Genomic DNA, 25,756 nt, shown 5'->3' with positions numbered 1-25,756 from the left:
TCTCGTATCTCGTATCTCGTGTCTCGTATCTTTTACTTATGGTTCGAGAAGTTATCGCCTTTCGCGAGTCGGTCGTAAAGCACAACATTCACTGATGCCGCTAGATTCATACAGCCGTTGGTCGGAACATAAATCGTCTCACGACAGAAGTCCGTGATCTCTTTCTTAAGCGTGCCGTCTTCTGGGCCAAAAATATAAAACGCGCGTGGTGGGTGCTTGTAATCCGGTAGCGGTTTAGCACCTTCAATCAGATCAACAGCAACAGGCACGCAGCCTACAGGAATAATATCTTTTAGATCTTCGACACCAATTAAAGGCAACGCTAGGTGCTTCTCTTTGGTATCGGTATGGAATTTTCGCGCATGGTCGTAACGAGTGCCCGTGTAGAACACAGAGTTTGCGCCATAACAGCCAGCAGCTCGCATTACAGAGCCTACGTTTTCAGGCGTCTTTGGGTTAACTAGGCCAATACAGGCATAGCCTTTTGATTGTGTGTCTGTTTTTGCTTTGGTCATAATCAGTGAATCTAAAGTTGATGATGAAAGTAAGTAATTACGATGAGAAATGGCATGATAAAAATAGCCGAGCAATGGGCTCGGCTAACTTTTAACTCGCTAACATGAATACTTGTTTACTCATGCAGATGAGCGTCAACAGCGGTATTAGTCGCGTTTCCACAGCATGTGACAGAACTTATGGTCTGGATCACGGCTGATTAGCATGCGAGCAAATACGTCATCTAGAACGTCATCAGCTTCATTCACAAGACCAATGCGCACTTCAGCGTAGATTTCTTTGTCGACTTCAAAGCCAACATGTTCAACCCAATCATCACCAGTTTCAACAAGTTCTGCAGCGCCACGATCTTCAAACTGAGCCGTGAATAGAATCACGTCTGCAGGTTCAAGATTGTCAGGTGCCATCTCTAGAAAGATGTCGTATGCAGTGTCAATTGCGTCGTCATAAGACATTAGGTCGTTAGCTTCGGTCATAATAAGTATCTTAGCTTGCGCGGTTCATGTATTTACGTTCAGCAGTGTTTACTACTACTTTGTCGCCAGTCGCGATGTACTCAGGTACTTGGATTGTAAGACCTGTAGAAAGACGAGCAGGCTTAGTACGAGCAGAAGCTGATGCACCTTTGATTGAAGGGTCAGTCTCTTCGATAACTAGCTCAACAGATGTTGGTAGCTCAAGTGTTGCAGCATTGCCATCAATAAGGATCGCGTACATGCCTTGAGTTTCTTCGTTGATGAACAGCAGTTCGTCTTCGATTGTTTCACCGTTGAAGATGAATTGTGTGTAATCTTCGTTATCCATGAAGATGTACTCGTTACCATCAACGTAAGAGAACATTACAGCACGCTTAGTTACGTCGATAGTTTCAACGATTTCGTCAGCCTTGTGACGAACTTCAGTTTTAACGCCAGTTGCTACGTCGTTACCACGGAAGCGGTAAATTTTTTGGCCGCCACGGCCGCCAGGTGTTGTTACTTCGATATCTTTAACGATTACTGTTTTGCTTTCTACTGTGATAGCAAAACCTTTTTTAATTTCACTTGCTCTAGGCATTTTGTGTTTGTCCTTAGTGGGTCTATCCGCTGATTATATCTCGGAGATGCTATAAATAGGAATAGCTTGAATCATAAAGTCACCTAAGCGATCATAGAGTCATAGTTAAATCATCACTTTATTTACCGAAACGACCTATGCAGCTACCTGTTATTGACCCAACACAGCCATTTCAACCTGAATTCCAACCTGTGGTTAACGATCTGATTACCTTCTTAAAAGGTGGGTTAGGTTCTAACTTACACAGTGTATATATTTATGGCAGTGTTGCTCGCAAGCAAGCCGTTGTCGGTAGTTCAAATCTTGATGTGGTTATGGTGACACATCGCCCGTTCCCAGATCAACGAACCACCTTGTTGAATACCATCAAATGGCGCTTCCAAAAGAGCTTCCCGCAGGTGACTCAAGTGGCGATAAAAACCACCTTGGTGAGCGAAATTGTCGATTTCGACAACATCTTCACATGGGGGTTTATGCTTAAGCATTTGGCTGTATGTGTGCATGGTGAAGATTTATCGGATTGCTATGGAGATTTTGAAACAAGTTGGGAAATCGCTAAACACTGGAATATGGACGCAGAAAACTGGTTAGCGGTTTATCGCAACAAGATTGCAAGAGCAACAACGCCAGAGCAACAAGTGGCAGCACAGGTTATCATCGCCAAGAAGCTTCTTCGAGCGAGTTACTCTTTGGTGATGTACCGCGATAAGTATTGGTTTGATGATCCTGTCGAATGTGGCCAGCAGTTCTTGAAGTATCACCCAGATCGAGAAGTCGAAATCCAAAGGTTGGGCATTTTACTTTCTGGTAGACCGATTCCGAAACGTTCGGTGATCGGTATTCTGGATGGGTTTGGTGAGTGGCTGGTTAAGCAATACCAAAAAACAGAATTTCGAATCGGATAGAGCTTAGTAATCTATCGATATAAAAAAGCAGAGTGAATTGAACATTCCTCTGCTTTTTTGTTTCTATTACAGCTCAAAAGTAGTTTTAGAATAGACCTAACTGCTGCCCACTGACTCTTTCAAAATCTAAACCAATGAAGGGCAAAATAGCCTCTGCGACCGGTTTAATCTGTTTGTCGATGTAATGCTGATAATCGATAGCGCTCTTTAAATACTCTTTCGGCTCAGGGCCGCCTAGAGTAATCAGGTATTCAATACGCCCTTTGTTCTGGTATTGAAGCGGACGACCCAGATGAGCGTTGATCTCGTCGGCTAATCTTGCCGCACGAACCTGTGGCGGAATGTTCTTCTGGTACTCATGAAGTTTACGACGCAGACGCTTCTGATAAACCAATAAATCATCGTGCTTACCTGCTGAAGTCTCATCAACAAACTGTCTTACGTAGTCGGTTGGGTCTTGATCGTGAAACACCATTTCATACAAGGTTTGTTGGAATTGCTGCGCTAACGGTGTCCAATCGGTGCGCGCACTTTCAAGCCCTTTGAAAATGATCTTCTCTTGGTCGCCTTGATTAATTAAACCGGCATAGCGTTTCTTCGAACCGGTTTCTGAACCTCGAATGGTTGGCATCAGGAATTTGCGATAGTGTGTCTCATATTCCAATTCAAGTATTGAGGTTAGGTTGTAGGTCTCTTTGAGGTGATTCGTCCACCAATCGTTAATGTAAGCGACAAGTTCATTCCCGATCTCGTCGGCTTTTTTCTGGTCATAACTGCCATTAAGAGACACGAAGGTTGAATCTGTGTCTCCATAAATGACTTGATAACCTTTATCTTCGATAAGCACTTTGGTCTGCTTCATGATTTCATGCCCACGCATGGTGATCGATGAGGCCAAGCGAGTATCAAAGAAGCGGCAGCCTGATGAACCTAACACGCCATAGAAAGAGTTCATGATGATCTTAATGGCTTGAGAGAAGGCTTTTTCGTTATTCTTCTTAGCAACATCACGTGCTGCCCACAGGTTTTCAATCATCTCTGGCAAGAAGTGTTTAGAGCGATGGAATTGCCCCCCGCGAAAGCCATCAACGGCTTGGTCTGCTGCTGGCCCCAGTTCCAGCTTCAACCCTTCAATAAGCCCCATAGGGTCGATTAGAAACGAACGAATGATCGATGGGTACAGGCTCTTAAAATCGAGGACTAACACTGAGTCATACAGGTTGGGGATTGAATCCATCACATAGCCGCCAGGGCTAGCGATCCAATTTTCAGGCTCTAAGTTAGGCGCGACATAACCCGCTCTGTGGATTTGAGGCAGATATAAGTTAGTAAAGGCAGCAACAGAACCGCCAACACGATCAAGTTCGACACCGGTCAATCGCGAGCGCTCAATCGCGAAATCGAGTAGGTGCGTGTGTTCGAAGATTCGGTTTACCAACACACAGTCTTGCAGGTTGTACTTGGCGAGTGAAGGCTTATCGGACTTAAACATCCGGTTAATCTCATCCATGCGGTCGTGAACGTTATGGATGTCTTTGCCTTCACCAAGTAGCTCTTGAGATACCGATTCAAGAGACCAAGAACGGAAGTGATAGGTCGCTGTCTTGAGCATATCGATGCCATCTAAGACAACACGGCCAGGGATAGTAATAAAGCCTTGCTGATTTTGTGCCGAACTACGGAAAAAACTGGGTTGATTGTCTCTGCCAATGTTGAGCTTCACTTCGTTCCATTCTGAACGTTTGTGTAGCAGCCTAAAATCGAAGTCGATAACATTCCAACCGATGATGATGTCAGGGTCAAATTCAGAGAACCAAGCGATCATGGCTTCGAGTAGCGCTTTTTCGTTGTCAACCCATTGGATGTTGGTTTCAGCTTGTTGTGGTTCGCCGATCATGATCACTCGGCTGTCCATTGGACTATCTAAGCCGATGGAGTAGAGCACACCTTTTTCGGAACACTCAATATCCAGTGAGACCATCGACAAGCTAGGTAAATAGTTTCCTGAGCGGCATTTTGCGTTCGAGACTCGGCGATGCTGGTTCTTTTGAACTGCTGTGCCTGTGAATTCAATGCTGCCTTTAATAAAGCGTTCCATTAGGAATCGGTCAGCAAGGCGAATGTCGCTTTCAAAGGTTTGGATTTCTTCGTTATTGAAAGCTTGCGCTAATCCAAAGCTACTTCTTGATAAAGCAGTATAACAAGCGGCGAGAGGTTCTTGATCGAAGGTTGCTAGGTCAAGATGTTTAAACTGGCAATCTATCGATTCTTTCGCTGCGATAGCCTGACACGCTGGCACATCTGATTGAGCAACAAAAAACACCGGTTTTTCGTTTTGAATAGTCAGCAGAGTCGGGCCTTGAGGGGTGCTTAACCATAAGTCGATTTGCGTGCGCCCTGAAAAATCTCTCGATTGTCTTGTGAGTACAAAGCCTTGCTGAATATCCAATGCAGTAACCTATTGAAATGGGGTAGTGAATACTACCATTTAGCAGCTGGCTGCGCACAATAGGCTGCAAAAATAGTCATTAAACACTCGTTAGCAGCAGTAAATAACGGGACTGCGTAAGCAAAAAAGTGAAATTGTCGCGAATGGTTATTCAATGGTATTGAAAATATCTTTATCTTATGTAATTTTATTGCGTGTTGTTTTAACTGGTTGATTTTTAGAAAAAGCTTGTTGTTTTAGTTGGCTTATTTGTTAATAAGTACTTGCTAAAGTTCGTGTTTCAGCACATATTCAACAGAGCTTTTTTTTAGTAATTAAGTTAAGATGTACTCGATGCTGCGATCCACTGTTCCTTTGTTCAATTGTTTCAAACAGATGAAACGACACAGTGGTTGCAGAGCCAATTAATAGTGTGGAGATACAAGTTTGATAAATGTTTTCCTTGTAGATGATCACGAGCTGGTTCGCACAGGGATACGACGTATTATTGAAGACGTCCGTGGAATGAACGTAGCAGGGGAAGCTGAAAGCGGTGAAGATGCTGCAAAATGGTGTCGTACTAACAATACTGACGTTATTTTGATGGATATGAATATGCCTGGTATTGGTGGCTTAGAGGCAACCAAGAAGATCTTGCGTTTCAACCCTGATGTTAAAATCATCGTTTTAACTGTTCATACGGAAAATCCGTTTCCAACTAAAGTGATGCAAGCTGGAGCTGCAGGTTACCTTACTAAAGGTGCAGGTCCGGATGAAATGGTAAATGCAATTCGAGTGGTTAACAGTGGCCAACGATACATTTCACCAGAAATTGCGCAGCAGATGGCTTTGAGCCAATTCTCGCCTGCGTCTGAAAATCCATTCGCAGACTTATCTGAACGTGAACTTCAAATCATGATGATGATTACCAAAGGTCAGAAAGTGACGGATATTTCAGAACAACTCAATCTAAGTCCTAAAACAGTCAACAGTTACCGCTACCGCTTGTTCAGCAAGCTAGATATCAGTGGCGATGTAGAGCTGACGCATTTAGCGATTAGACATGGAATGTTAGACACTGAGACCCTTTAACACTGAGATCGTATAGTGACCAACTTGTTTGACTCAGTCTCATTCCTCAAAACAGTAACAGAGCAGCCCGGCGTTTATCGAATGTATAACGCCGAGGCTGTTGTTATTTACGTCGGTAAAGCTAAGAACCTCAAAAAACGCCTTTCCAGTTATTTCCGTAAAAAAGTCGACAGTGAAAAAACTCGCGCTCTAGTCAGTAATATTGACAAGATCGATGTCACTGTCACGCACACGGAAACAGAAGCGCTCATTCTTGAGCACAACTACATCAAGCAGTACTTGCCTAAATACAACGTACTTTTGCGTGATGATAAGTCGTACCCTTATATTTTCATTAGCGGTCACAAGCATCCTCGTTTGTCGATGCATCGTGGTGCTAAAAAGAAAAAGGGCGAATACTTTGGTCCTTATCCAGATTCCGGCGCTGTGCGTGAGACGCTACACCTAATCCAAAAAATCTTTCCTGCTCGTCAGTGTGAAGACACAGTTTATGCCAACAGAGCACGTCCGTGTTTGATGTATCAGATTGGTCGTTGTGCTGCGCCTTGTGTTAGCTCAATCATCTCTGATGAAGAGTACAGTGAACTCATCGACTACGTTCGTTTATTTCTGCAAGGGAAAGACAAATTGGTCCTTGAGACGCTCATCGATAAAATGGATAAGGCAAGCCGAGAGCTTCGCTTTGAGCAAGCTGCCGCTTTTCGCGACCAAATCCAAGCGATTCGACGTGTGCAAGAACAGCAGTACGTATCTGACGATTCAATGGAAGATATGGACGTGTTGGGCTTTGCTCAAGAGAATGGCGTGGCGTGTATTCATATCTTGATGATTCGCCAAGGCAAAGTCTTAGGCAGCAGAAGCCATTTCCCTAAAATTCCGAACAACACGGTACGTGAAGAGGTTTTCTCGAGTTTCTTGAGCCAATATTACTTGGCGCATAATGAAGCGAGAACCATTCCAACCCGCTTGATTCTAAATGCTGATTTAATGGAAGACGTGACACCGATTCAAGAAGCTTTGTGTGAGGTTGCGGGGCGTAAGATCCACTTCAACACCAACCCTTCTGGCACGCGTGGTCGCTATCTTAAACTGTCGAATACCAATGCATTAACGGCGATTACCACTAAGATTAATCACAAGATGACGATTAACCAGCGCTTCAAAGAGCTTCAAGAGGTGCTGTCGATGGATGCTATCAAGCGCATGGAATGTTTCGATATCAGCCATACTATGGGTGAAAGCACGATTGCGTCGTGTGTGGTGTTCAATCAAGAAGGCCCTGTTAAACCGGAATACCGCCGTTACAACATCACTGGCATTACCGGTGGTGATGACTACGCGGCAATGGCTCAGGCGCTTGAGAGACGTTATTCAAAGCAACTCGATGTCGACAAGATCCCAGACATCATTTTTATCGATGGTGGCAAAGGTCAACTTAATCGAGCTCATGAGATTATCTCCCAATATTGGGGGGATTGGCCGTTTAGACCAAGAATGATGGGTATTGCGAAAGGGGTTACTCGTAAGCCGGGTTTAGAAACCTTGGTTACGCTTGAAGGTGAAGAGTTCAACTTACCTAGTGATGCACCAGCGCTGCATCTTATCCAACACATTCGAGATGAGAGCCATAATCATGCAATTGCAGGGCATAGAGCAAAGCGTGGTAAAACGCGCCGAACCAGTGCCTTGGAAGGAATTGAAGGGGTAGGGCCTAAGCGTCGTCAAGCTTTGTTGAAATATATGGGTGGCTTACAAGAACTTAAGCGTGCAACTGTTGAAGAAATAACCAAAGTGCCGGGCATTAGTCATTCTTTAGCAGAAAACATTTATCAAGCATTGAAACAATAGTAAAAATCCCGCACCATTAAAGCGCAATTAATAAGAGCCCAATAATATGCGTTTGAATATACCTAACATTTTGTCCTTACTGAGACTATTTTTGATCCCAGTATTCGTTGTCGTTTTTTATCTACCTTATCAATGGGCTCCTTTTGCTGCTGCGATGGTGTTTTGGGTAGCAGGTTTTACTGATTGGCTAGATGGCATGCTAGCTCGTAAGTTAGGGCAAACATCTCGTTTTGGCGCCTTTATAGACCCAGTGGCTGACAAAGTACTGGTTGCTACAGCTCTTATCCTGATTACTGAACATTACCACTCGATTTGGGTGACGATTCCAGCGGTAACCATGATAGCTCGTGAAATCATCATTTCAGCACTTCGTGAGTGGATGGCTGAAATCGGTAAACGAGCAAGTGTTGCAGTATCTTGGGTTGGTAAGGTTAAAACGGTTTCTCAGATGTTCGCGTTGTGGGTACTTATCTGGCGCTATGACGATTGGATGATTTGGGTTGGTTACATCGCGCTCTACGTTGCAACGATTCTAACTTACTGGTCGATGGCGCAATACTTGATGGCTGCCAAAGACGATTTGTTAGACGAAAAACATCATTGATAAAGAAGCGAGCTGAGGCTCGCTTTTTTGATCTTTAACTTAAGGTTAAGTTCTCAATAGTGGATATCTAATGTGATATAGATCTCCTTTGAATAACCCTTTCACAGTGTGTTTTGAATATAAAGTCAGCTATTTGGCCTGTTTCGTATGAAATCTATTCAAACGAATTAAAAATACAAAAATAATATTGACTCAATCGTCTGAATCCGTAGAATGCATCCCGTACCCAAGAGGATGGCAATGAGCGATTCGATTGGAGTTACTAAGGCGCCTTGGCAGAGTGGCTATGCAGCGGATTGCAAATCCGTGGACCTCGGTTCGACTCCGGGAGGCGCCTCCATTCTCTCTTTTTTCTAGAAAGAATTTGAATGAAAATGCGATACTAGCTCAGTTGGTAGAGCGCAACCTTGCCAAGGTTGAGGTCATCGGTTCGAACCCGATGTATCGCTCCAAATTTTGTAATGTTGATTGGCGTCAGCATTAAGATGGTGTTTTACTTTTCAGTAATCGGCATCGCAATAAAGAATTGCGTGCCCTGGTGGTGGAATTGGTAGACACAAGGGATTTAAAATCCCTCGGCGTTCGCGCTGTGCCGGTTCAAGTCCGGCCCGGGGCACCATCTATTAAAGTCTTTATCTCGATAAAGCAAATGCGATACTAGCTCAGTTGGTAGAGCGCAACCTTGCCAAGGTTGAGGTCATCGGTTCGAACCCGATGTATCGCTCCAAATTAAGAAGCCCGAACAGAAATGCTCGGGCTTTTTGGTTTCTGGCGTTTAGGTTCTTTATATCGATATTCTTCTTGTGCGACCCCGCATTTAAACTTCATTTCTATCTTAAATCTTACGCTATCACATTCATTTGTATCACTTAGCTTTTAAAAAGCGAGATTCCCTATGAGGTCGCCTCCGACTCTAAAGAATGACAAAAGCACCTAGCATTAAAGCCTTACTAATAACGTTTTATACCCACGCCGTCATCCTCGGGCGTGAGGAACGAGCGAACCGGGGATCTACTTCTCAATTGATAGTGTTGACCATATTTGCAGCAATTCATTAGTCGCACCTGCTATTTATCAAGCTATTATTAAAAACTATTGATCGTTCATTTCACTTTATGTTACTTTCCCGCGCAATCTCGGAATGAACAATGTTCAAGAAGAGCAACGATTGCTTCTGGGGGATACGCGTAGTGACCATTCTTGCTGATTGGGACATTACGTAGGGTAGGTATTGGCTAGTCCTTTAGCTGATAGACGGGATACTTATGGCGCAGTTCGCCATGTTAATGGGAAACCCAACATTGAACACACTAATTACAACATTGCTAATCAGCTCTGCATTTCCAAAGGGACCAGCTCCTCATAGCTGCCCGATCCTGCAAAAATGTCCAATTCTTCAAAACAGTAGCATTACTGAACCTTGAGCTCACGCTAACAATTTATCGCTGTCTTAAGACGGCTTAATTTCGTATTCGTCATTTGACTTATGCGAGCGTACAGCTATATCTCATTTCTAGACAATACGCGTGTTTCACCATGAAATCTCTCCAAATTGAAAGAGGGTTGGTGGGTAATTGCGTCTGATGGAGATGAGTATGAACACATTCAAGGGGACTTTTATGACTACCGCCTTTGAAGTCGATATCAACACTATCGCAAATTCATTTTCAACTATGGTTCCTATCGTAGAGGGAACGTACGACCTAACACCTGACGCTATTTTGCTTGAGCAAGAACAGCATGAGTCGGATGTTCGCTCTTACCCAAGACGCCTACCGATTGCTATTAAACGAGCATGTGGCGCTTTAGTTGAAGATACTCGTGGCCAACTCTTTCTCGATTGCTTAGCTGGTGCCGGTACACTTTCTTTGGGTTATAACCATCCTGAGATTAACCAAGCACTCAAAGACCAGCTCGATTCTGGGTTGCCATACCAAACTCTTGATATAACGACTCAAGCAAAAGAGACGTTTATCAAGCGAGTTAAAGCTTTTCTTCCTCAAGACTTTTCAGATAACTCGGTTCTTCAATTTTGTGGCCCATCAGGTGCTGATGCTGTTGAAGCGGCGATCAAGCTTGCTAAACAAACCACAGGTCGCAACACCATGTTTGCTTTCCGTGGTGCTTACCATGGCATGACCAACGGCACCATGGGCATGATGGGTAACCTCGGCACCAAAGAACGTCGTAGCGGCTTGATGTCTGACGTACATTTCATGCCTTTCCCATACAACCTCCGCTGTCCGTTTGGCATTGGTGGTGAAGCGGGTGCCAACGCGAGCATTCGTTACATTGAACGTATGTTGAATGATGACGAATCCGGCATTATGAAACCAGCAGCGATGATCGTTGAGCCTGTGCAAGGTGAGGGCGGCGTAATTCCAGCTCCTGCATCTTGGTTACAAGGTTTACGTCGCATCTGTGACGAACATGGCATCCTACTTATTTTTGATGAAATTCAGTGTGGTGTAGGTAAAACGGGTCATCGGTTTGCGTTTGAAGAGTCAGGCGTTAACCCAGATATCTTATGTTTGTCTAAAGCGATCGGTGGCGGACTGCCTATGTCGTTGCTTGTATTTGATAAGAGCATTGATACATGGAAAGCGGGTGAACACACAGGTACATTCCGTGGTAACCAGTTAGCAATGGTGTCTGGCGCTAAGGCGTTGGAAATCATCGAGCGAGATGGCTTGGTTGAACACGCGAACATTGCAGGCCAATACCTACGTCATGGGTTAGAAAAGATTCAATCTCGTGTTAACTGTATTGCTGAAGTTCGTGGTAAAGGCTTGATGCTTGGCGCTGAGATCAAGCAACCAAACGGTGAGCTTAACAAGTTTGGCGAACCACAATCAGACGGCGAGCTAACCCTAGCGATTCAACGAGCAGCACTAGAGCGCGGCTTGATGGTAGAAAAAGGTGGTCGTGATGGTTCGGTGATTCGTTTCCTTCCGCCAATGATTATCTCTTTTGAGCAGATCGACTTTGCACTCCGTGTCATGGAAGAAGCGATCATTGCAGCGGGTGGCGGTGTACAACAAGATCCTGTCTCAAGCGAACAAGCTAGCCAAGAATGGAACAAGCACTTCATCCAGACAGGTTTAGGCGGTAGCAACGAATTTGCTAACGTGATGAACCAAACCACCATAGCGATGAAAACGGTTTTTGAACAGGTTGAAACCCCTTATTCAGGTTTAGACCCTAAAGTGCTAGAAGCAGCCATCAATGCTGTTGATCTCGATAACAACCAACACGCTTTGGTTGATGTTGTAGATAGTACCGCAGACCTTGTCGCTGCAAACTCCATCTTTGTTCAACACCCTGACTGTATTGCACACCTTCACACTCCACCTCTTATGGCTTCTGTTGCTGCGGAATCAATTATCGCGGCTTTGAATCAATCAATGGATTCATGGGACCAAGCGTCTGCTGCGACTTATGTTGAGCAGCGCGTCGTGGATTGGATGTGTGACAAATACCAACTTGGCGCACAAGCGGACGGTGTTTTCACCAGCGGAGGCACGCAAAGTAACCTTATGGGTTTATTGCTCGCGAGAGACTGGGTTGCAGATAAGCACAATGGCCATTCTATCCAAAAGCTTGGCTTGCCAGAATACGCAAGCAAGTTGCGCATCTTATGCTCAAAGAAATCCCACTTCACGGTTCAAAAGTCAGCATCTCTACTTGGGTTGGGTGAAGCGGCAGTGTGTTGTGTTGATACCAATGCGAATGGCACTATCAAACCTGACTTGTTAGATACAGAAGTGAAAGCGCTTAAAGCTCAAGGCCTAATTCCTTTTGCTGTAGTTGGTACGGCAGGGACAACCGATCACGGTGCTATTGATGACCTTGATGCGATTGCAGACATCGCAAACCAGCAAGATCTTTGGTTCCATGTCGACAGTGCTTACGGCGGCGCGCTTATCTTAAGTAGCCATAAAGCTCGTTTGAAAGGCATCGAGAAAGCGGACTCTGTCAGCGTTGATTTCCACAAGTTGTTCTTCCAAACAATCAGCTGTGGTGCTGTGTTGCTCAAAGACAAAGCGAACTTCAAGTACCTATTGCATCATGCAGACTACTTAAACCGCGAGCACGACGAGTTGCCGAATCTAGTCGATAAGTCTATTGCCACGACTAAACGTTTCGATGCACTCAAAGTCTTCATGACGATGCAAAGCGTTGGGCCAAAGCAGCTCGGTGATATGTACGATCATCTGCTTGAGCAGACGCTTGAGGTTGCAGACCTAATTCAAAATCAAGACGGCCTAGAGTTACTTGCCGAACCGTCACTGTCTACTGTGCTGTTCCGTTCGGTACCTGGCAATGAGCAATCAGCAAACGGTGCTATTGATTTAGACAAGCTGAATCAAACGTTAAGACTGGAAGCGCTGACTCGTGGCGTTGCGGTACTTGGCGAAACGGTCGTGGATGGTAAGAGTGCGCTGAAATTCACTATCTTGAATCCGTGCTTAAGCACATCAGATTTCAAATCTCTAATTAACAACATTCAAACTTTAGCTATTGAGCTAGCAGAACAACAAGGGTAATTAAAACTATGGCTATTCTACAAATTGGTGCAGGCGGCGTTGGTTGGGTTGTTGCACACAAAGCAGCACAAAACAACGAAGTACTGGGTGATATCACAATCGCTTCTCGAACAATCGCGAAATGTGAAAAAATCATCGAATCAATCAAAGGTAAAAACAACCTTAAAGATTCAACTAAAAAACTAGAAGCTCGCGCAGTAGACGCTGATGATGTTGATGCACTTGTTGCTTTGATCAAAGAAGTTCAGCCGGATCTAGTGATCAACGCTGGTCCTCCTTGGGTAAACATGGCGATCATGGAAGCGTGTTACCAATCGAAAGTTTCTTACTTAGATACATCGGTAGCGGTTGATCTATGTTCTGAAGGGCAACAAGTACCACAAGCTTACGATTGGCAGTGGGGCTACCGTGAGAAGTTTGCTGAAGCGGGCATTACAGGTATTCTTGGCGCGGGTTTCGATCCTGGCGTGGTATCAATCTTTGCAGCGTACGCGGTTAAGCACCTGTTCGATGAGATTGACTCAATTGACGTAATGGATGTGAATGCTGGCGACCACGGTAAGAAGTTTGCGACAAACTTTGACCCAGAAACCAACATGCTTGAGATCCAAGGTGATTCTTTCTACTGGGAAAATGAAGAGTGGAAACAAGTACCATGTCACTCTCGTATGCTTGAGTTTGAATTCCCTAACTGTGGTTCTCACAAAGTTTACTCAATGGCGCACGATGAAGTTCGTTCAATGAAAGAGTTCATCCCGGCTAAGCGTATCGAATTCTGGATGGGCTTTGGTGATGCATACCTGAACTACTTCAACTGTATGCGTGACATCGGCCTTCTTAGCCCAGATCCACTAACGCTACACGACGGTACGGTCGTTCAGCCTCTTCATGTTCTTAAAGCTCTACTACCAGACCCAACATCTCTGGCTCCGGGTTACACAGGTTTAACGTGTATCGGTACTTGGGTTCAAGGTAAGAAAGACGGTAAAGATCGCAGCGTATTCATCTACAATAACGCAGACCACGAAGTAGCTTACGAAGACGTAGAGCACCAAGCGATCTCTTACACAACAGGTGTTCCAGCAATTACCGCTGCACTTCAATTTTTCCGTGGTGAATGGGCTGATAAAGGCGTGTTCAACATGGAGCAGCTAAACCCAGACCCGTTCCTAGCAACTATGCCTGAAATCGGTCTAGATTGGCACGTTCAAGAGCTAGAGCCGACAGCCGGTTTACCTCTAATCCACACTTTGAAGTAGTTTCTGACTCTTTGCCCTCGTCGCGTTGTCCATCGTGCTTATTTACGTTCGTAAACATCTGTGCGATGTCCTAGCGACAAGGTCAAAGCTCTGCGAACTCCAATCAAAGTTATATGATTGACGAGAACGTATAATTACAAGCCGATGCTGTTGCGTCGGCTTTGTTCGATTATCATGTGCCTTCGTGAACTCGAGGGCCGCAAGGTATTAACATGCAAAACAACGAACTAAAAACGCCTTACTTCATGATCAACGAAGACAAGTTGATCGCGAACTTAGAGAAAGCCAAGCAGCTGAAAGATATTTCAGGTGTGAAGTTGGTATTGGCACTCAAGTGCTTCTCGACTTGGGGGGTGTTTGACATTATCAAGCCTTACCTCGATGGCACGACAAGCTCTGGTCCGTACGAAGTGAAACTTGGTCACGAAACCTTTGGCGGTGAAACTCATGCTTACAGTGTCGGTTACAGCGTAGATGACGTGAGAGAAGTTGCTGATATTTGTGACAAGATGATCTTCAACTCTCAAAGCCAACTTGCTGCTTACCGTCATATTGTTGAAGGTAAGGCATCATTGGGTTTACGTTTAAATCCAGGAGTGAGTTATGCAGGACAAGATTTAGCGAATCCAGCACGTCAATTTTCGCGTTTGGGTGTACAAGCAGACCACATCAAGCCTGAGGTTTTTGACGAGATTAATGGCGTGATGTTCCACATGAACTGTGAGAACAAAGATGTCGACGCATTCATCGGCCTACTTGATTCAATCTCAGAACAGTTTGGTGAGCATCTAGATAAGTTGGATTGGGTGAGCATGGGCGGCGGTGTATTCTTCACATGGCCTGGCTATGATATTGAGAAACTTGGCCTTGCGCTGAAAGCCTTCTCTGAAAAGCACGGTGTGCAGATGTACCTTGAGCCGGGTGAAGCGATCATCACTAAAACAACAGACTTGGTTGTGACAGTGGTTGATATCGTAGAGAACGTGAAGAAAACCGCAATTGTGGATTCGGCAACCGAGGCACATCGCCTTGATACACTTATCTACAACGAACCTGCATCAGTATTGGAAGCCTCTGATAACGGCAGTCACGACTATGTGATTGGTTCATGCTCATGCCTTGCGGGCGATCAGTTCTGCGAAGCAAGCTTTGATGAGCCACTTAAGATTGGTCAAAAGCTGCACCTGCTAGATAGCGCGGGTTATACCATGGTGAAACTGAACTGGTTCAATGGTCTGAAAATGCCATCTATCTACTGTGAACGTAGCAATGGTGATGTTCAAAAGCTGAATGAATTTGGCTACGAGGACTTTAAACGTTCATTGTCACAATGGTCGATTAAGTAACAGAATCATCATTTCAGAGTAATCAAAAGAGCAGCCGATAAGCTGCTCTTTTGGGTTGGTCATTTCTGTTCTTTTAGCTTTCAATCATTACTCTAGTGTCTTCACTGAGTGTTTCGAGTTCATTAACCACATCATCGATTTGAACTTCGATAGGCAGTTTAACCGCGATTTTTGATGTGAATAAGCTTGAACTAACACCGCCGCCTCCAGCGATAAAGACACGGTGACAGTCCATATCAAGAATGCTGATCCCTTGTCTATCCAATACATGAGTCACTTCGTTGACGATACCTGCTCGGTCGTTTGAGTCGAGTCTTAGGTGATGGATTGTGTCTTGAACATTATGCGCATGGTCTGAATCCACAAACTGTACGATTAGATCTGGATTGGCACTGAAAGCGTCTTTAACAATCGATTCGTTGATGGCTGGAAGTTGAACCTTTAGTACGCCTGCGACTTGGTCTTCAATAAAGTTCACTTTACTGATGAGCCATTTGCCGTCGTTTTCGTGAGTAACCGCAGCAAGTTGTTTGATTGTTGCTGGTGATGCTTTTCCGATAAAGTTTACGATAAATGTACTGTTCATATCAGCCCCCAAAGTTTCAATTATTCTTTGCTAATTAAATGTTTGATATCACGCGATAAAGTTCTTTAATTTCAGTGTAGAAGGTTACATCGAACAATGTTTGACCTAGGTCAATTTTTGAAACTAAGCTTCGATGCAAAAAAAGAGAATGAAGAGTAGGGCACAAAAAAAGCGGCTAGAAAGCCGCTTTTAAGAAGAGTTGTCACTGTGATTGATGATTCAGTAACTTATATCCAGTAACGCTGGAGAGATTAGAACGTTACTTTGAAGTTCATACCAACGAACTGAGAGTCGTATGGTGCGCCAGCATCGTAAGCAAAACGAGCAGCGTCTTGGTTATCCCACCAAGGGTTAGTGTTCAGGTTAACCTCTGCGTCACCACCCCATGCATCGCTAACCCAGTAGTGGATATGACCAACAGGGTTAAGGAAGAATAGAGAAACGTCACCCATGGTTTGAGAACCCATCACTTCACCACCTGAGGCAATGATGTCTTGCTCAGTTTCTAGCATTATTTCACCGACAACCGCACCAAAGAATGGTGTGATGAACAGATCTTGCCATGAAGGAACTTCAGCAAACGCTTCTACGCCGTACTCCCAGAAGAACGTCGACATCGTCCAAGAATAGACAAACGATTCAAACTCGTTGTAGCCAGCGTGTCGTGCTGCCGTGTAGTAAACACCACCAAAATATGGGTGCATCACGTAGTTTAGGAAGTGTTCATCACGGTCCCACGTTGGGCCTGCTGAGACATTATCTTTCCACTTTTGACCCAATTTACTTAAGTCACGTTGGTCATCATCCCACTTGGTGATACTTTCTGGTAAGAAGGTCATTAAACCGACTGTCGCGACACTTAAGCCAAGAATAGTGTAGGTTTGGCCCATTAAGTAATCCCAATCTTTCTCTTCACTCACCAAAAGATGCTTTGGTTGTTGGATTGAGAAGTCGTACTCATCACTCGATTCGCTCAGGGCGTAATTGGTACTAGGCTTGTAGGTGTACAAGCTGTCATTAAAACAGTAATCTTGAGCACATTCATCCGAGTAAGAAAGGTTGATTGGTTGATCGAAGTCGTATTGGCTTGCAACCGAGTTAACTGACATTAGCATTGAAAATGCAGCAGTAACCTTTGCTAGTAACGGTGATTTGGCCACAAGGGTCTCCATGAGAAAGTTTGGAATTGATCAGGGTCACAATTATCTATTAAATGCCTGATTTAGGGAACTAATAATTTATCGCTTTTCCTAAGAAAACCTTAGGTTTAACATTATTAATATTAGTGAAAAGGCGAATTGCTCCAAATTCAACCATAGACCAGTTTGTAAATAATGCAGTGTCTTTTTATGACAACAAGGGATAGAAATATGACGAAAATCGCAATGTTAAGCACAGGTGAAGAAGTTCTTCATGGAGACATTGTAGATACAAACGCAGCTTGGATGTCTGCTGAGTTTTATCAGCATGGTTTTGCTCTTGCTAAGCGCTCAACCGTGGGTGATCAAATGAATGCTCTTGTTGAAGAACTGCTGATGCTGAGCTTTAACTATGATGTGGTTATCGTTAACGGTGGTCTAGGGCCGACAACTGATGATATGAGTGCCGCAGCCGCTGCAACGGCTTCAGAGCAGAAACTCGTTATGTTCCCTGAATGGCTTGCTCGTATGGAAGAGATGTTCTCTGGGCGTGGTGTGCCGATGCCTGACAGCAACCTTAAACAAGCATTGTTACCTGCGAGCTCAGAAATTGTCGATAACCCAGTAGGGACGGCTTGCGGCTTCAAACTGAAAATCAACGATGCGACCTTCTATTTCACTCCGGGTGTACCGAGTGAATTCAAGCGCATGGTCACGTTTGAGATTCTTCCTGATTTGTCGCGCACCTATCCTCAAGTGGTTGCCTCTGAGTGCAGTAGACTGTTTACGTTTGGTTTGTCTGAATCAGGTATCTCGGATGTGTTAGACCAGCTTAAGCTTCCTGAGAGCTATGAACTCGGTTATCGCTCTTATCTGCCTTTCATTGAGGTTAAACTGTTTGGTCCGAAGGCAGACTTAGAAACTCGCGTTAAGCTTCTGCAAATGGTGTACAAACTGCTAGAGAGCAACGTAGTCAGTGTTGATGAGCCGATGATTGACCATATTGGGCACATCATGGCAGAAAAAAAGAAAACGCTGTCTGTGTCTGAAGTGTCAACTAAAGGCGCATTATCTGCATGGCTGCAATTGAATGAACAGATTGAAGATTGCTTCGGACACTCGTGGGTGATGGCTGAGCCAAAAGAGAGCGAACTTGAAAAGAGCGATCCATTAGCCGCAACCTTTGCGCTGGCTGGCGCAACAAGAGAGAAGTGTGGAACTGAATTGGCTTTGGTTACGGGTAAATTGGAAGGCAACACATTCAGTGTTGCACTGTCGACGGAAGCTGGCGAGTGGGGGCAGGTGCTGGAGTTTTATCGTCAGTACTCGCGTGAAGACCAACGCAATGTGATTAAAACCGTCGCCGCTGATATGCTGAGAAGGCATTTAGACAACAAACCTATGTTTGGCACTTACTCTTCGGTTAAGCGATTGAAAGACATGTTTATTCCTTCAGCTATCATCAAGTAAGCAGCTCTTTTAGTTAACAAGCTCCCTTGAGCCAACGTTAAATCAGAACAAATAAAAAGGCCCAACATCTAAATAGGTGTTGGGCCTTTAGTTTATCTAGCCTTCTAGATAACCAAACAAGCAGCGATGTTTATACGTAACTCATGTCTGTAAGAACTTGATTACAAACCACTTGTCATATGTAAGCTGTAGAACAAGCCACGGCCGATTAACTCTGAAGCCAAGAACAGCACTAATGCTAAGCTAAGGTTAACTGGGTTCACTTTTGCTTTGTTCAGCATAGGTAGAATCCAAATCAATAAGCTTGCCATTAGCAGTGCCACTTGAAGAATCACATAGCTACCTAAACCATCGACTAACTCAGACGCTTTTGCTGCTGAAGTTTGGATCTCACCGATTAGGTTCAGTTTTCCTACTGTCACAAGCAAGCTGATAGCGACTGCGATAATAGCAAGCATGGTGATATTACGGTCAACCGTAAAGCGGCTGTCGTTTGCGAATACAATCACGAATTGAGATAGCAGCAAGCCGCCCACAACCATGGTCATGATGAAGCTCAGTGGCGTGTAGATGTTGTCCCACGTAGGTACTGTGTTGATCATGTATACGTTGATCATCGCGTACATGAAGATAACACCCAATACCATCGCGCCAACCATCAGTGCTTTCTGGATAGCAACGCCACCTTTCTTAACCACAGACAGTAACCATTGAAGGCCACCTACCGCGAAGAATGCCGCACCGAAGAATACTTCGTTAGACAGCCAAGCTGAGCCTAGTTGGTTAAAAGCGTTAAACGCGCGCAATGGAGAACCTAGGTGAGTTGTCGAGAACATAAAACCAAGACCCATTAATGCCCACAGAATGAACATTGGAACCTTGTAGCTGTTTAGTTTCTCTTCTCCATGACCAAGTACCAGTGCACGAGCACCAATAAGTAAGTAACCACCAACCGCAGTTTGTGCCAGTACCGTAAAGAAGATTAAAGACCACTCATGAAAAATCATCTTACACCTCCTTCGGGTTTGCTAGGTGACCGCTGGTATCGCCAGTCGGCTTCGCGTTTTTGTTTAGCTTAATCACGATGTTTGGTAGCGTTTCTGTTGAAGATGGCAGTGGCGCCACATCTGCACCAGAGCCGTACTTCTCGCGAAGTGTGCTGATTTCACCAAACTCCAATGCACGAAGTGGGCAAGACTCAACACAGATAGGCTGTTTTCCTTCAGAAACACGTTGGTAGCAACCGTCGCATTTCGTCATGTGACCTTTCTTAGCGTTGTATTGCGGTGCGCCGTAAGGACACGCATTGCTACAGTGCTGACAACCGATACATACACTCTCATCAACCACAACCAAGCCGTCTTCATCACGCTTATACATAGCGCCCGAAGGACACACTTTCACACACTCAGGATTAGTACAGTGGTTACAAGCGATAGAAAGGTAGTAAGAAAAGACATCTTTCTGAACCCAAGTATCGCCATCTTGAGTGAAGCCACCACCTGCGTATTCGTATACGCGACGGTAGTTCGTTTTGATGTCTAGATCGTTATAATCTTTACAAGCAAGCTGACAGGTTTTACAACCCGTGCATTTACTTGAATCAATGTAAAAGCCGTATTGTTTCATTCCAACCTACCTTATGCTTTCTTTAGCGCTTTGATTTGAACTAGGTTTGTATGCTGAGGGTTACCCTTAGCAAGTGGGCTCGGGCGCTGAGTGGTCAGCACGTTAATAGAGCCTGCATGGTCGATCTTCTGACCATCCGGTGCGTACCATGCACCTTCGCCTAGTGCGACAACTCGAGGAAGAATCCTTGGTGTCACTTTCGCTGGAATGTGTACTTCGCCACGGTCATTGAAAATACTCACCATGTCGCCGCTTTCGATACCACGTTCTTTTGCATCGATTGGGTTGATCCACAATTCTTGCGGTGCCGCAGCTTTGATTTCTGCAACGTTACCGTAAGTAGAGTGAGTACGAGCTTTGTAGTGGAAACCAGTTAGCTGAAGTGGGTACTTCTCTGCTAGTGGATCGTTATGACCTTCAAAAGAGTCCGCGTAAATCGGTAGTGGGTGAATCACTTCGTCTTCTTTTAGCTTCCAAGTTTTCGCGATATCAGCCAGTTGCTCTGAGTAGATCTCGATCTTGCCACTTGGTGTAGTCAGTGGGTTTGCTTCAGGATCTTTGCGGAAATCTTCGTAAGCGATGTAGTGATGGTCGTAGCTACGTTTGTAGATACCAAGCTCTTTCATCTCTTCGAAGGTTGGCAGTGTTGGATCGTTCTTACGAGTTTCAGCGTAAAGGTGCTCAATCCATTGCTCTTGCGTACGACCTTCCGTGAACTCTTTTTCTACGCCCATGCGTTTAGCTAGTTGAGTACACATCTCGTAGATAGATTTCGCTTCGAATTGAGGCTCGATCGCTTTCTGCGCGTAGATGAAGTAAGGCATATTCGATGCTTTACCATCCATACACCAGTCGTCTTGCTCTGACGTTGTTAAGTCAGGCAAGATGATGTCGGCGTATTTTGCAGAAGAAGTCATATGGTTATCAACCACGACAATCATTTCACACGCACTTTCATCTTGAAGAATCGCGTGCGTCTTGTTGATGTCTGAGTGTTGGTTGATGATGCAGTTACCTGCGTAGTTCCAGATCATCTTGATTGGGTTCTTAAGGCGCTCTGCACCGCGAACACCATCAGTGATGTCGGTCATTTCATGGTGACGGTAAATCGCGTCTGTCCACATGAACATTGAAATTGACGTTTCAACTGGGTTTGGCACTGTTGGGAAGCGAACAAACGGAATGTTGATATCGCTTTCACGAGCGCCGGTAGAACCGCCAGATACACCAACAGAACCGGTTAGCAGCGACAGCATCGCGATTGCGCGACACGCTAGCTCACCATTCGCAGTGCGTTGTAAGCCCCAACCTTGGTGGATAGCACATGGCTTTGCTGTACCCATTTCACGGCCAAGTTTAACGATAGTATCAACTGGAATGCCCGTGATCTTAGAAGCCCACTCTGGTGTCTTCTCTACGCCATCTTCACCTAAACCTAGGATGTAAGATTTGTAGTCGCTATTTTTAGGCGCTGATGCAGGCAGAGTTTTCTCATCGTAACCTACGCAGTACTTGTCTAGGAATGGCTGGTCGACAAGGTCTTCCGTTATCATCACGTGTGCAAGACCTGCTACCAATGCAGCATCTGTAGAAGGACGAATTGGGATCCATTGATCTTCACGACCACCGGCAGTATCGGTGTAACGTGGATCGATGATGATCGTTCTCGCGTTCGATTTGTTTTTGCTTTCTACGTAGTGGTGGATCAGACCGCCGCCAGACATACGTGTCTCGGCAGGGTTGTTACCAAATTGGATGTTAAGCTTTGTGTTCTCTAGATCAGAGAAAGAGTTGTTATTTGCCCAACCGCCGTAGGTGTAGCTCAAGCCTTTCGCGATTTGTGCCGTTGAGTAGTCACCGTAATGGTTTAGGTAACCACCACTTAGGTTCATTAGACGAGCAATCAGCGTTTGAGCTGGTGGCCAAGATTTAGTTACCGTACCACCAAGCGTACCTGTACCGTAGTTTAGGTAGATGGTGTCGTTACCGTAGTCTTTGATAAGGCGTTGCATGGTGCCAGCGACTTCATCATAAGCCTCTTCCCAGCTAATACGCTTAAACTTACCTTCACCACGTTTACCCACACGTTTCATTGGGTATTTTAGGCGATCTGGGTTGTAAACACGGCGGCGCATAGAGCGACCACGCAGACACGCACGAACTTGGTGATGACCGTATTCGTCAGTACCTGTGTTGTCTGTTTCTACGTATTTGATTTCGCCGTTTTGTACATGCATACGTAATGGGCAACGTGAGCCACAGTTTACTGTACATGCACTCCATACGATTTTCTCATCCACATTCTCAGCAACCGCAGCCGCTACTGGTTTGGATTTGAAAGGTAAAGCGATACCGCCCGCGAGTGCAGCAGCGCTACCTACCGCAGAAGAAGCTTTCATGAAGCCTCTTCGAGTAAGATTCATTACCCCAGATTCTTTCTTATTCGTCATTCTAAGATGCCTTTTGCTATTGATAGCTAGCACTTTATAGGTAGTTTGTTCTTTATTTTTTTATTTCGGATTGTTGATTGATTGGCATCAAATAAGAGCGAAATTTAAATATTATGAATTGAATGTATAAAATAGATCAAAGAATGAAATGGGTTAATTAATATAATTATCTTTAAACCTATAACGGTGCAAATAATAATGATTATCGATACGCATAAATTATTGGGTTCGCTATTTTATCAAGCGACAAGTAAAGAACAGTTAATCACCATTGTCGAAGCTTTGGTTGAGAGCGAAGTACTCTCTGAAGATTGCTTGCAGGCATTAAGAAGCGAAGACGAAGATGCGCTCGCAGCAGAGTTCAGCCGCCTGTTTGAAGGCGTTGGAGACATGCCAGCTCCGCCTTGGGGCTCTGTGTACCTTGATAAAGACCGTGTGGTGTTTGGCGCGTCAACTGTGGAATACCGACAGTTTTTAGAATTAAATCAAATTGAATTAGACACGGGGTTGAGAGAGCCGGAAGATCAATTTGGTTTAATGTTATTCGCTCATGCGTATTTGTTAGAAAACAGCAATATCAATTCAGCAAATGAATTACTCGAAGAGCACTTATTAACTTGGTCTTCTGTTTATTTGGAAAAACTAAATAATGCATCAGAGCTTTCTTTTTATAAAAAACTATCGGTTGATGTAGTTAATTGGTTTAATTACTTAACATCTGAATATAATTTAAACGTTGCTACTAAAAAGTTATATATCGATTAATGTCTGAACAAATAAATTCAAATAGACGTGGCTTCTTAACTCGACTTTCTAAACCGGTTAAAGCTGCCGCGAATTATGAAGAGATATCACAACGCTTGCATGCAAGGCCACCAAGAGCGGTCGATGAGGTGCTGTTTGAGCGTCTCTGCGACGGTTGTGGGCTGTGTGAGCAAGCATGTCCGAATAGCGTTATTGAGATGCTAGAGGGCAGTGTGCTGCTGAATTTGGATTACAACAGTTGTTCTATGTGTAACAAGTGCAGTGAAGTGTGTCCGACTGGTGCGCTTCACCAAACGGTAACGCCTTACATTGACCTAAAACCTAGCTTTGCTGATAGCTGTAATAACTATATGCAAATGGACTGTTCGGCATGCCAAACTGCGTGTTCAGCCGGTGCAATACACATTGAAGTGGGAGAGCTACCTACGGTAGACAAAGACCAGTGTAACGGTTGTGGAGAGTGCCGAAGCGCTTGTTATATTGGCTCAGTGACCCTTAACCTTACTCAGCAATAAACTTGTTATAAACCAATGGCAAGGCTTTGGTTGAGTGCGTGACGAGTGGCATCCGATCCCTAAAGACATAAATAGAAAAGGGTCCGTATTCCTAGAGGAAGCGGACCCTTTTTGATTTCTATTGACGATATTCAAACAAGGCGACTTAAAACCTGTTGGCTTATGCGCGTTTTTGCTTGTTTCTATGAATAACGTTACTCAGCGATAGATCAGATTTTGCTTTACAGATACAAGGCAATATCTCATTACCTTGCGTGTAAGCCATAGCAAAACCAACATACTCGACCTCTCCAGAATCCAACGTGCAGCGGCAAGCGCCACAATGGCCATCTCGGCAGTTGTATTCTGGTTCTAACCCAGCTTGTTCCATTGTTTCCAATAGCGTGTTTGAAGGGTTAGATTCAATTGAAGTCAGCTTGTTGATTTTGATTGTTGGCATTACAGCTCAAATCCTTCAAAGTCGTCAGCTTTTACTTCGTTGTCGATTTGACCAACTAGGTAAGAACTGATTTCTGCTTCTTGTGGAGCAACTTGAACATTATCTGAAGATAACCAAGCATTGATCCATGGAATTGGGTTCGACGTTGCTTCTGGGTAAGCGGTACCTAGACCAACAGCCTGCATACGGATATTGGTAATGTACTCAACATATTGGCAAAGAATGTCTTTGTTTAGACCAATCATAGAGCCATCTTTGAATAGGTATTCTGCCCACTCTTTCTCTTGCTCTGCTGCTTCTTTGAATAGGTCGAAACACTCTTGCTTACACTCTTCAGCGATCTGCATGAATTCGAAATCGTCTTGACCGTTACGTAGCAAGTTGATCATGTGCTGTGTACCAGTAAGGTGAAGTGCTTCATCACGAGCGATTAGCTTGATGATCTTCGCGTTACCTTCCATTAGCTCACGCTCAGCGAATGCAAATGAACAAGCAAAACTTACGTAGAAACGAATCGCTTCTAGCGCGTTTACCGACATTAGACATAGGTAAAGTTTCTTCTTCAGGTCGTGAAGTGAAATCTTAACGTCTTCGCCGTTGATGCTGTGGTTGCCTTCACCGTAGCGGTGGTAGTCAGCCGTTAACTTGATTAGGTCGTCGTAGTAGAAAGCGATGTCTTTAGCACGCTTTAGGATCTCTTCGTTTTCAACGATGTCGTCGAATACTACGCCTGGATCATTCACGATGTTACGGATGATGTGCGTGTAAGAACGAGAGTGAATCGTTTCAGAGAAAGACCATGTCTCAATCCAAGTTTCTACTTCTGGTAGAGATACCAATGGAAGTAGGGCAACGTTAGGGCTACGGCCTTGGATAGAATCTAGGAGTGTTTGGTACTTCAAGTTAGAGATGAAGATGTGCTTTTCATGCTCAGGAAGCTTGTTGTAGTCGATACGGTCACTAGACACATCTACTTCTTCTGGACGCCAGAAGAAAGAAAGCTGCTTCTCGATAAGCTTTTCGAAGATTTCGAATTTTTGTTGGTCGTAACGTGCAACGTTTACCGACTGACCCAAGAACATTGGTTCTTTTAATTGGTCATTTTTTTGCTGAGAAAAAGTACTGTAAGCCATAAATGCCTCAAATCCTTTAAAGACCCGTC

The 25,756-nt window shown here is 44.5% G+C and carries 21 protein-coding genes and 4 tRNA genes; 14 read left to right on the top strand and 11 right to left on the bottom strand.

Annotated elements, in window-relative coordinates:
• Positions 1 to 32: 32 nt before the first annotated feature.
• The 3 genes from BCT34_RS11985 to yeiP form a co-directional block, all read right to left on the bottom strand.
• Positions 33 to 515 carry an RNA methyltransferase gene (locus BCT34_RS11985; protein ID WP_017629620.1) on the bottom strand — a complete coding sequence of 161 codons (483 nt, stop codon included), beginning with the start codon at positions 513 to 515 and terminating at the stop codon, positions 33 to 35.
• Positions 516 to 662: 147 nt separating this feature from the next.
• Entirely contained in the window at positions 663 to 992 is a 330-nt protein-coding gene (locus BCT34_RS11980; protein WP_017055114.1) for an HI1450 family dsDNA-mimic protein, read from the bottom strand.
• A 10-nt stretch (positions 993 to 1,002) separates the two neighbouring features.
• Positions 1,003 to 1,572: an elongation factor P-like protein YeiP gene (yeiP, locus tag BCT34_RS11975; protein ID WP_017055115.1), complete on the bottom strand. Its 570-nt coding sequence runs from the start codon at positions 1,570 to 1,572 to the stop codon at positions 1,003 to 1,005.
• A gap of 137 nt (positions 1,573 to 1,709) precedes the next feature.
• Here yeiP and BCT34_RS11970 point away from each other — a divergent pair, with 137 nt between their 5' ends.
• Positions 1,710 to 2,477 (top strand): nucleotidyltransferase, encoded by a 768-nt coding sequence (locus BCT34_RS11970; protein WP_076654694.1) that lies wholly within the window; start codon positions 1,710 to 1,712, stop codon positions 2,475 to 2,477.
• Positions 2,478 to 2,562: 85 nt separating this feature from the next.
• Here the strand turns inward: BCT34_RS11970 and BCT34_RS11965 are convergent, their stop codons facing one another.
• Positions 2,563 to 4,926 (bottom strand): DNA polymerase II, encoded by a 2,364-nt coding sequence (locus BCT34_RS11965; RefSeq protein WP_076654695.1) that lies wholly within the window; start codon positions 4,924 to 4,926, stop codon positions 2,563 to 2,565.
• Positions 4,927 to 5,352: 426 nt separating this feature from the next.
• Here BCT34_RS11965 and uvrY point away from each other — a divergent pair, with 426 nt between their 5' ends.
• The 10 genes from uvrY to nspC all read left to right on the top strand — a co-directional run bounded on the left by uvrY (position 5,353) and on the right by nspC (position 15,601).
• A complete protein-coding gene (gene uvrY, locus BCT34_RS11960) occupies positions 5,353 to 5,997 on the top strand; it encodes a UvrY/SirA/GacA family response regulator transcription factor (protein WP_004729778.1) in 645 nt (214 codons plus the stop codon).
• 15 nt (positions 5,998 to 6,012) lie between these two features.
• Entirely contained in the window at positions 6,013 to 7,845 is a 1,833-nt protein-coding gene (gene uvrC, locus BCT34_RS11955) for an excinuclease ABC subunit UvrC (protein WP_076654696.1), read from the top strand.
• Positions 7,846 to 7,891: 46 nt separating this feature from the next.
• The gene (gene pgsA / locus BCT34_RS11950) at positions 7,892 to 8,449 is read left to right on the top strand and encodes a CDP-diacylglycerol--glycerol-3-phosphate 3-phosphatidyltransferase (protein WP_004741263.1); all 558 of its coding nucleotides are present in this window, start codon (positions 7,892 to 7,894) and stop codon (positions 8,447 to 8,449) included.
• A gap of 266 nt (positions 8,450 to 8,715) precedes the next feature.
• Positions 8,716 to 8,789 (top strand) — tRNA-Cys (locus BCT34_RS11945).
• A gap of 36 nt (positions 8,790 to 8,825) precedes the next feature.
• Positions 8,826 to 8,901, top strand: a tRNA-Gly gene (locus BCT34_RS11940).
• Between the two features lie 80 nt (positions 8,902 to 8,981).
• A tRNA-Leu gene (locus BCT34_RS11935) sits at positions 8,982 to 9,068 on the top strand.
• 32 nt (positions 9,069 to 9,100) lie between these two features.
• Positions 9,101 to 9,176, top strand: a tRNA-Gly gene (locus tag BCT34_RS11930).
• Between the two features lie 868 nt (positions 9,177 to 10,044).
• Positions 10,045 to 12,996 carry a pyridoxal phosphate-dependent class III aminotransferase gene (locus BCT34_RS11925; RefSeq protein ID WP_174571154.1) on the top strand — a complete coding sequence of 984 codons (2,952 nt, stop codon included), beginning with the start codon at positions 10,045 to 10,047 and terminating at the stop codon, positions 12,994 to 12,996.
• A gap of 8 nt (positions 12,997 to 13,004) precedes the next feature.
• The gene (locus BCT34_RS11920; protein ID WP_076654830.1) at positions 13,005 to 14,255 is read left to right on the top strand and encodes a carboxynorspermidine synthase; all 1,251 of its coding nucleotides are present in this window, start codon (positions 13,005 to 13,007) and stop codon (positions 14,253 to 14,255) included.
• 212 nt (positions 14,256 to 14,467) lie between these two features.
• Entirely contained in the window at positions 14,468 to 15,601 is a 1,134-nt protein-coding gene (gene nspC, locus BCT34_RS11915) for a carboxynorspermidine decarboxylase (protein WP_076654831.1), read from the top strand.
• Positions 15,602 to 15,674: 73 nt separating this feature from the next.
• Here the strand turns inward: nspC and BCT34_RS11910 are convergent, their stop codons facing one another.
• Positions 15,675 to 16,187, bottom strand: coding sequence for an ACT domain-containing protein (locus BCT34_RS11910; RefSeq protein WP_076654832.1), 513 nt, complete (start codon positions 16,185 to 16,187; stop codon positions 15,675 to 15,677).
• Positions 16,188 to 16,438: 251 nt separating this feature from the next.
• The gene (locus tag BCT34_RS11905; protein ID WP_076654833.1) at positions 16,439 to 17,347 is read right to left on the bottom strand and encodes a DUF3943 domain-containing protein; all 909 of its coding nucleotides are present in this window, start codon (positions 17,345 to 17,347) and stop codon (positions 16,439 to 16,441) included.
• A 210-nt stretch (positions 17,348 to 17,557) separates the two neighbouring features.
• Between BCT34_RS11905 and BCT34_RS11900 the strand changes: the two genes are divergently transcribed.
• On the top strand, positions 17,558 to 18,796 hold the full coding sequence (locus tag BCT34_RS11900) for a CinA family nicotinamide mononucleotide deamidase-related protein (protein WP_076654834.1): 1,239 nt from the start codon (positions 17,558 to 17,560) through the stop codon (positions 18,794 to 18,796).
• Positions 18,797 to 18,957: 161 nt separating this feature from the next.
• On the opposite strand, the gene BCT34_RS11895 is transcribed toward BCT34_RS11900, so the two are convergent.
• The 3 genes from BCT34_RS11895 to BCT34_RS11885 are packed head-to-tail and all read right to left on the bottom strand — an operon-like array spanning position 18,958 to position 22,875.
• On the bottom strand, positions 18,958 to 19,803 hold the full coding sequence (locus tag BCT34_RS11895) for a DmsC/YnfH family molybdoenzyme membrane anchor subunit (protein WP_076654835.1): 846 nt from the start codon (positions 19,801 to 19,803) through the stop codon (positions 18,958 to 18,960).
• A gap of 1 nt (position 19,804) precedes the next feature.
• Positions 19,805 to 20,425: a DMSO/selenate family reductase complex B subunit gene (locus tag BCT34_RS11890; protein WP_076654836.1), complete on the bottom strand. Its 621-nt coding sequence runs from the start codon at positions 20,423 to 20,425 to the stop codon at positions 19,805 to 19,807.
• An 11-nt stretch (positions 20,426 to 20,436) separates the two neighbouring features.
• Positions 20,437 to 22,875 (bottom strand): DmsA/YnfE/YnfF family dimethyl sulfoxide reductase, encoded by a 2,439-nt coding sequence (locus BCT34_RS11885; protein WP_076654837.1) that lies wholly within the window; start codon positions 22,873 to 22,875, stop codon positions 20,437 to 20,439.
• Positions 22,876 to 23,073: 198 nt separating this feature from the next.
• On the opposite strand from BCT34_RS11885, the gene BCT34_RS11880 reads away from it, so the two are divergent.
• Complete coding sequence (locus tag BCT34_RS11880; RefSeq protein WP_076654838.1) at positions 23,074 to 23,640, top strand: molecular chaperone; 567 nt, start codon at positions 23,074 to 23,076, stop codon at positions 23,638 to 23,640.
• Positions 23,640 to 24,155, top strand: coding sequence for a ferredoxin-type protein NapF (gene napF, locus BCT34_RS11875; RefSeq protein ID WP_076654839.1), 516 nt, complete (start codon positions 23,640 to 23,642; stop codon positions 24,153 to 24,155). Before BCT34_RS11880 ends, napF begins: the two co-directional genes overlap by 1 nt.
• 160 nt (positions 24,156 to 24,315) lie before the next feature.
• On the opposite strand, the gene yfaE is transcribed toward napF, so the two are convergent.
• The gene (gene yfaE, locus BCT34_RS11870; RefSeq protein WP_008222053.1) at positions 24,316 to 24,594 is read right to left on the bottom strand and encodes a class I ribonucleotide reductase maintenance protein YfaE; all 279 of its coding nucleotides are present in this window, start codon (positions 24,592 to 24,594) and stop codon (positions 24,316 to 24,318) included.
• Positions 24,594 to 25,727, bottom strand: coding sequence for a class Ia ribonucleoside-diphosphate reductase subunit beta (nrdB, locus tag BCT34_RS11865; protein ID WP_048664730.1), 1,134 nt, complete (start codon positions 25,725 to 25,727; stop codon positions 24,594 to 24,596). The genes yfaE and nrdB overlap by 1 nt, the downstream gene beginning before the upstream one ends.
• Positions 25,728 to 25,756 lie beyond the last annotated feature (29 nt).

It is taken from the genome of Vibrio sp. 10N.261.45.E2 (assembly GCF_002875705.1).
Classification (GTDB): Bacteria; Pseudomonadota; Gammaproteobacteria; order Enterobacterales; family Vibrionaceae; genus Vibrio.
The sequence above is the reverse complement of the archived record's forward strand: the minus strand, read 5'-3'. Positions and strand labels throughout refer to the sequence as shown.

Coding starts and splice junctions, on each gene's coding strand:
- BCT34_RS11880 (WP_076654838.1), top strand. CDS start 23,074: ATGATTATCGATACGCATAAATTATTGGGTTCGCTATTTTATCAAGCG.
- nrdB (WP_048664730.1), bottom strand. CDS start 25,727: ATGGCTTACAGTACTTTTTCTCAGCAAAAAAATGACCAATTAAAAGAA.
- pgsA (WP_004741263.1), top strand. CDS start 7,892: ATGCGTTTGAATATACCTAACATTTTGTCCTTACTGAGACTATTTTTG.
- BCT34_RS11920 (WP_076654830.1), top strand. CDS start 13,005: ATGGCTATTCTACAAATTGGTGCAGGCGGCGTTGGTTGGGTTGTTGCA.
- BCT34_RS11980 (WP_017055114.1), bottom strand. CDS start 992: ATGACCGAAGCTAACGACCTAATGTCTTATGACGACGCAATTGACACT.
- napF (WP_076654839.1), top strand. CDS start 23,640: ATGTCTGAACAAATAAATTCAAATAGACGTGGCTTCTTAACTCGACTT.
- BCT34_RS11925 (WP_174571154.1), top strand. CDS start 10,045: ATGAACACATTCAAGGGGACTTTTATGACTACCGCCTTTGAAGTCGAT.
- BCT34_RS11895 (WP_076654835.1), bottom strand. CDS start 19,803: ATGATTTTTCATGAGTGGTCTTTAATCTTCTTTACGGTACTGGCACAA.
- yfaE (WP_008222053.1), bottom strand. CDS start 24,594: ATGCCAACAATCAAAATCAACAAGCTGACTTCAATTGAATCTAACCCT.
- nspC (WP_076654831.1), top strand. CDS start 14,468: ATGCAAAACAACGAACTAAAAACGCCTTACTTCATGATCAACGAAGAC.
- BCT34_RS11910 (WP_076654832.1), bottom strand. CDS start 16,187: ATGAACAGTACATTTATCGTAAACTTTATCGGAAAAGCATCACCAGCA.
- BCT34_RS11900 (WP_076654834.1), top strand. CDS start 17,558: ATGACGAAAATCGCAATGTTAAGCACAGGTGAAGAAGTTCTTCATGGA.
- BCT34_RS11970 (WP_076654694.1), top strand. CDS start 1,710: ATGCAGCTACCTGTTATTGACCCAACACAGCCATTTCAACCTGAATTC.
- BCT34_RS11885 (WP_076654837.1), bottom strand. CDS start 22,875: ATGACGAATAAGAAAGAATCTGGGGTAATGAATCTTACTCGAAGAGGC.
- BCT34_RS11890 (WP_076654836.1), bottom strand. CDS start 20,425: ATGAAACAATACGGCTTTTACATTGATTCAAGTAAATGCACGGGTTGT.
- BCT34_RS11985 (WP_017629620.1), bottom strand. CDS start 515: ATGACCAAAGCAAAAACAGACACACAATCAAAAGGCTATGCCTGTATT.
- yeiP (WP_017055115.1), bottom strand. CDS start 1,572: ATGCCTAGAGCAAGTGAAATTAAAAAAGGTTTTGCTATCACAGTAGAA.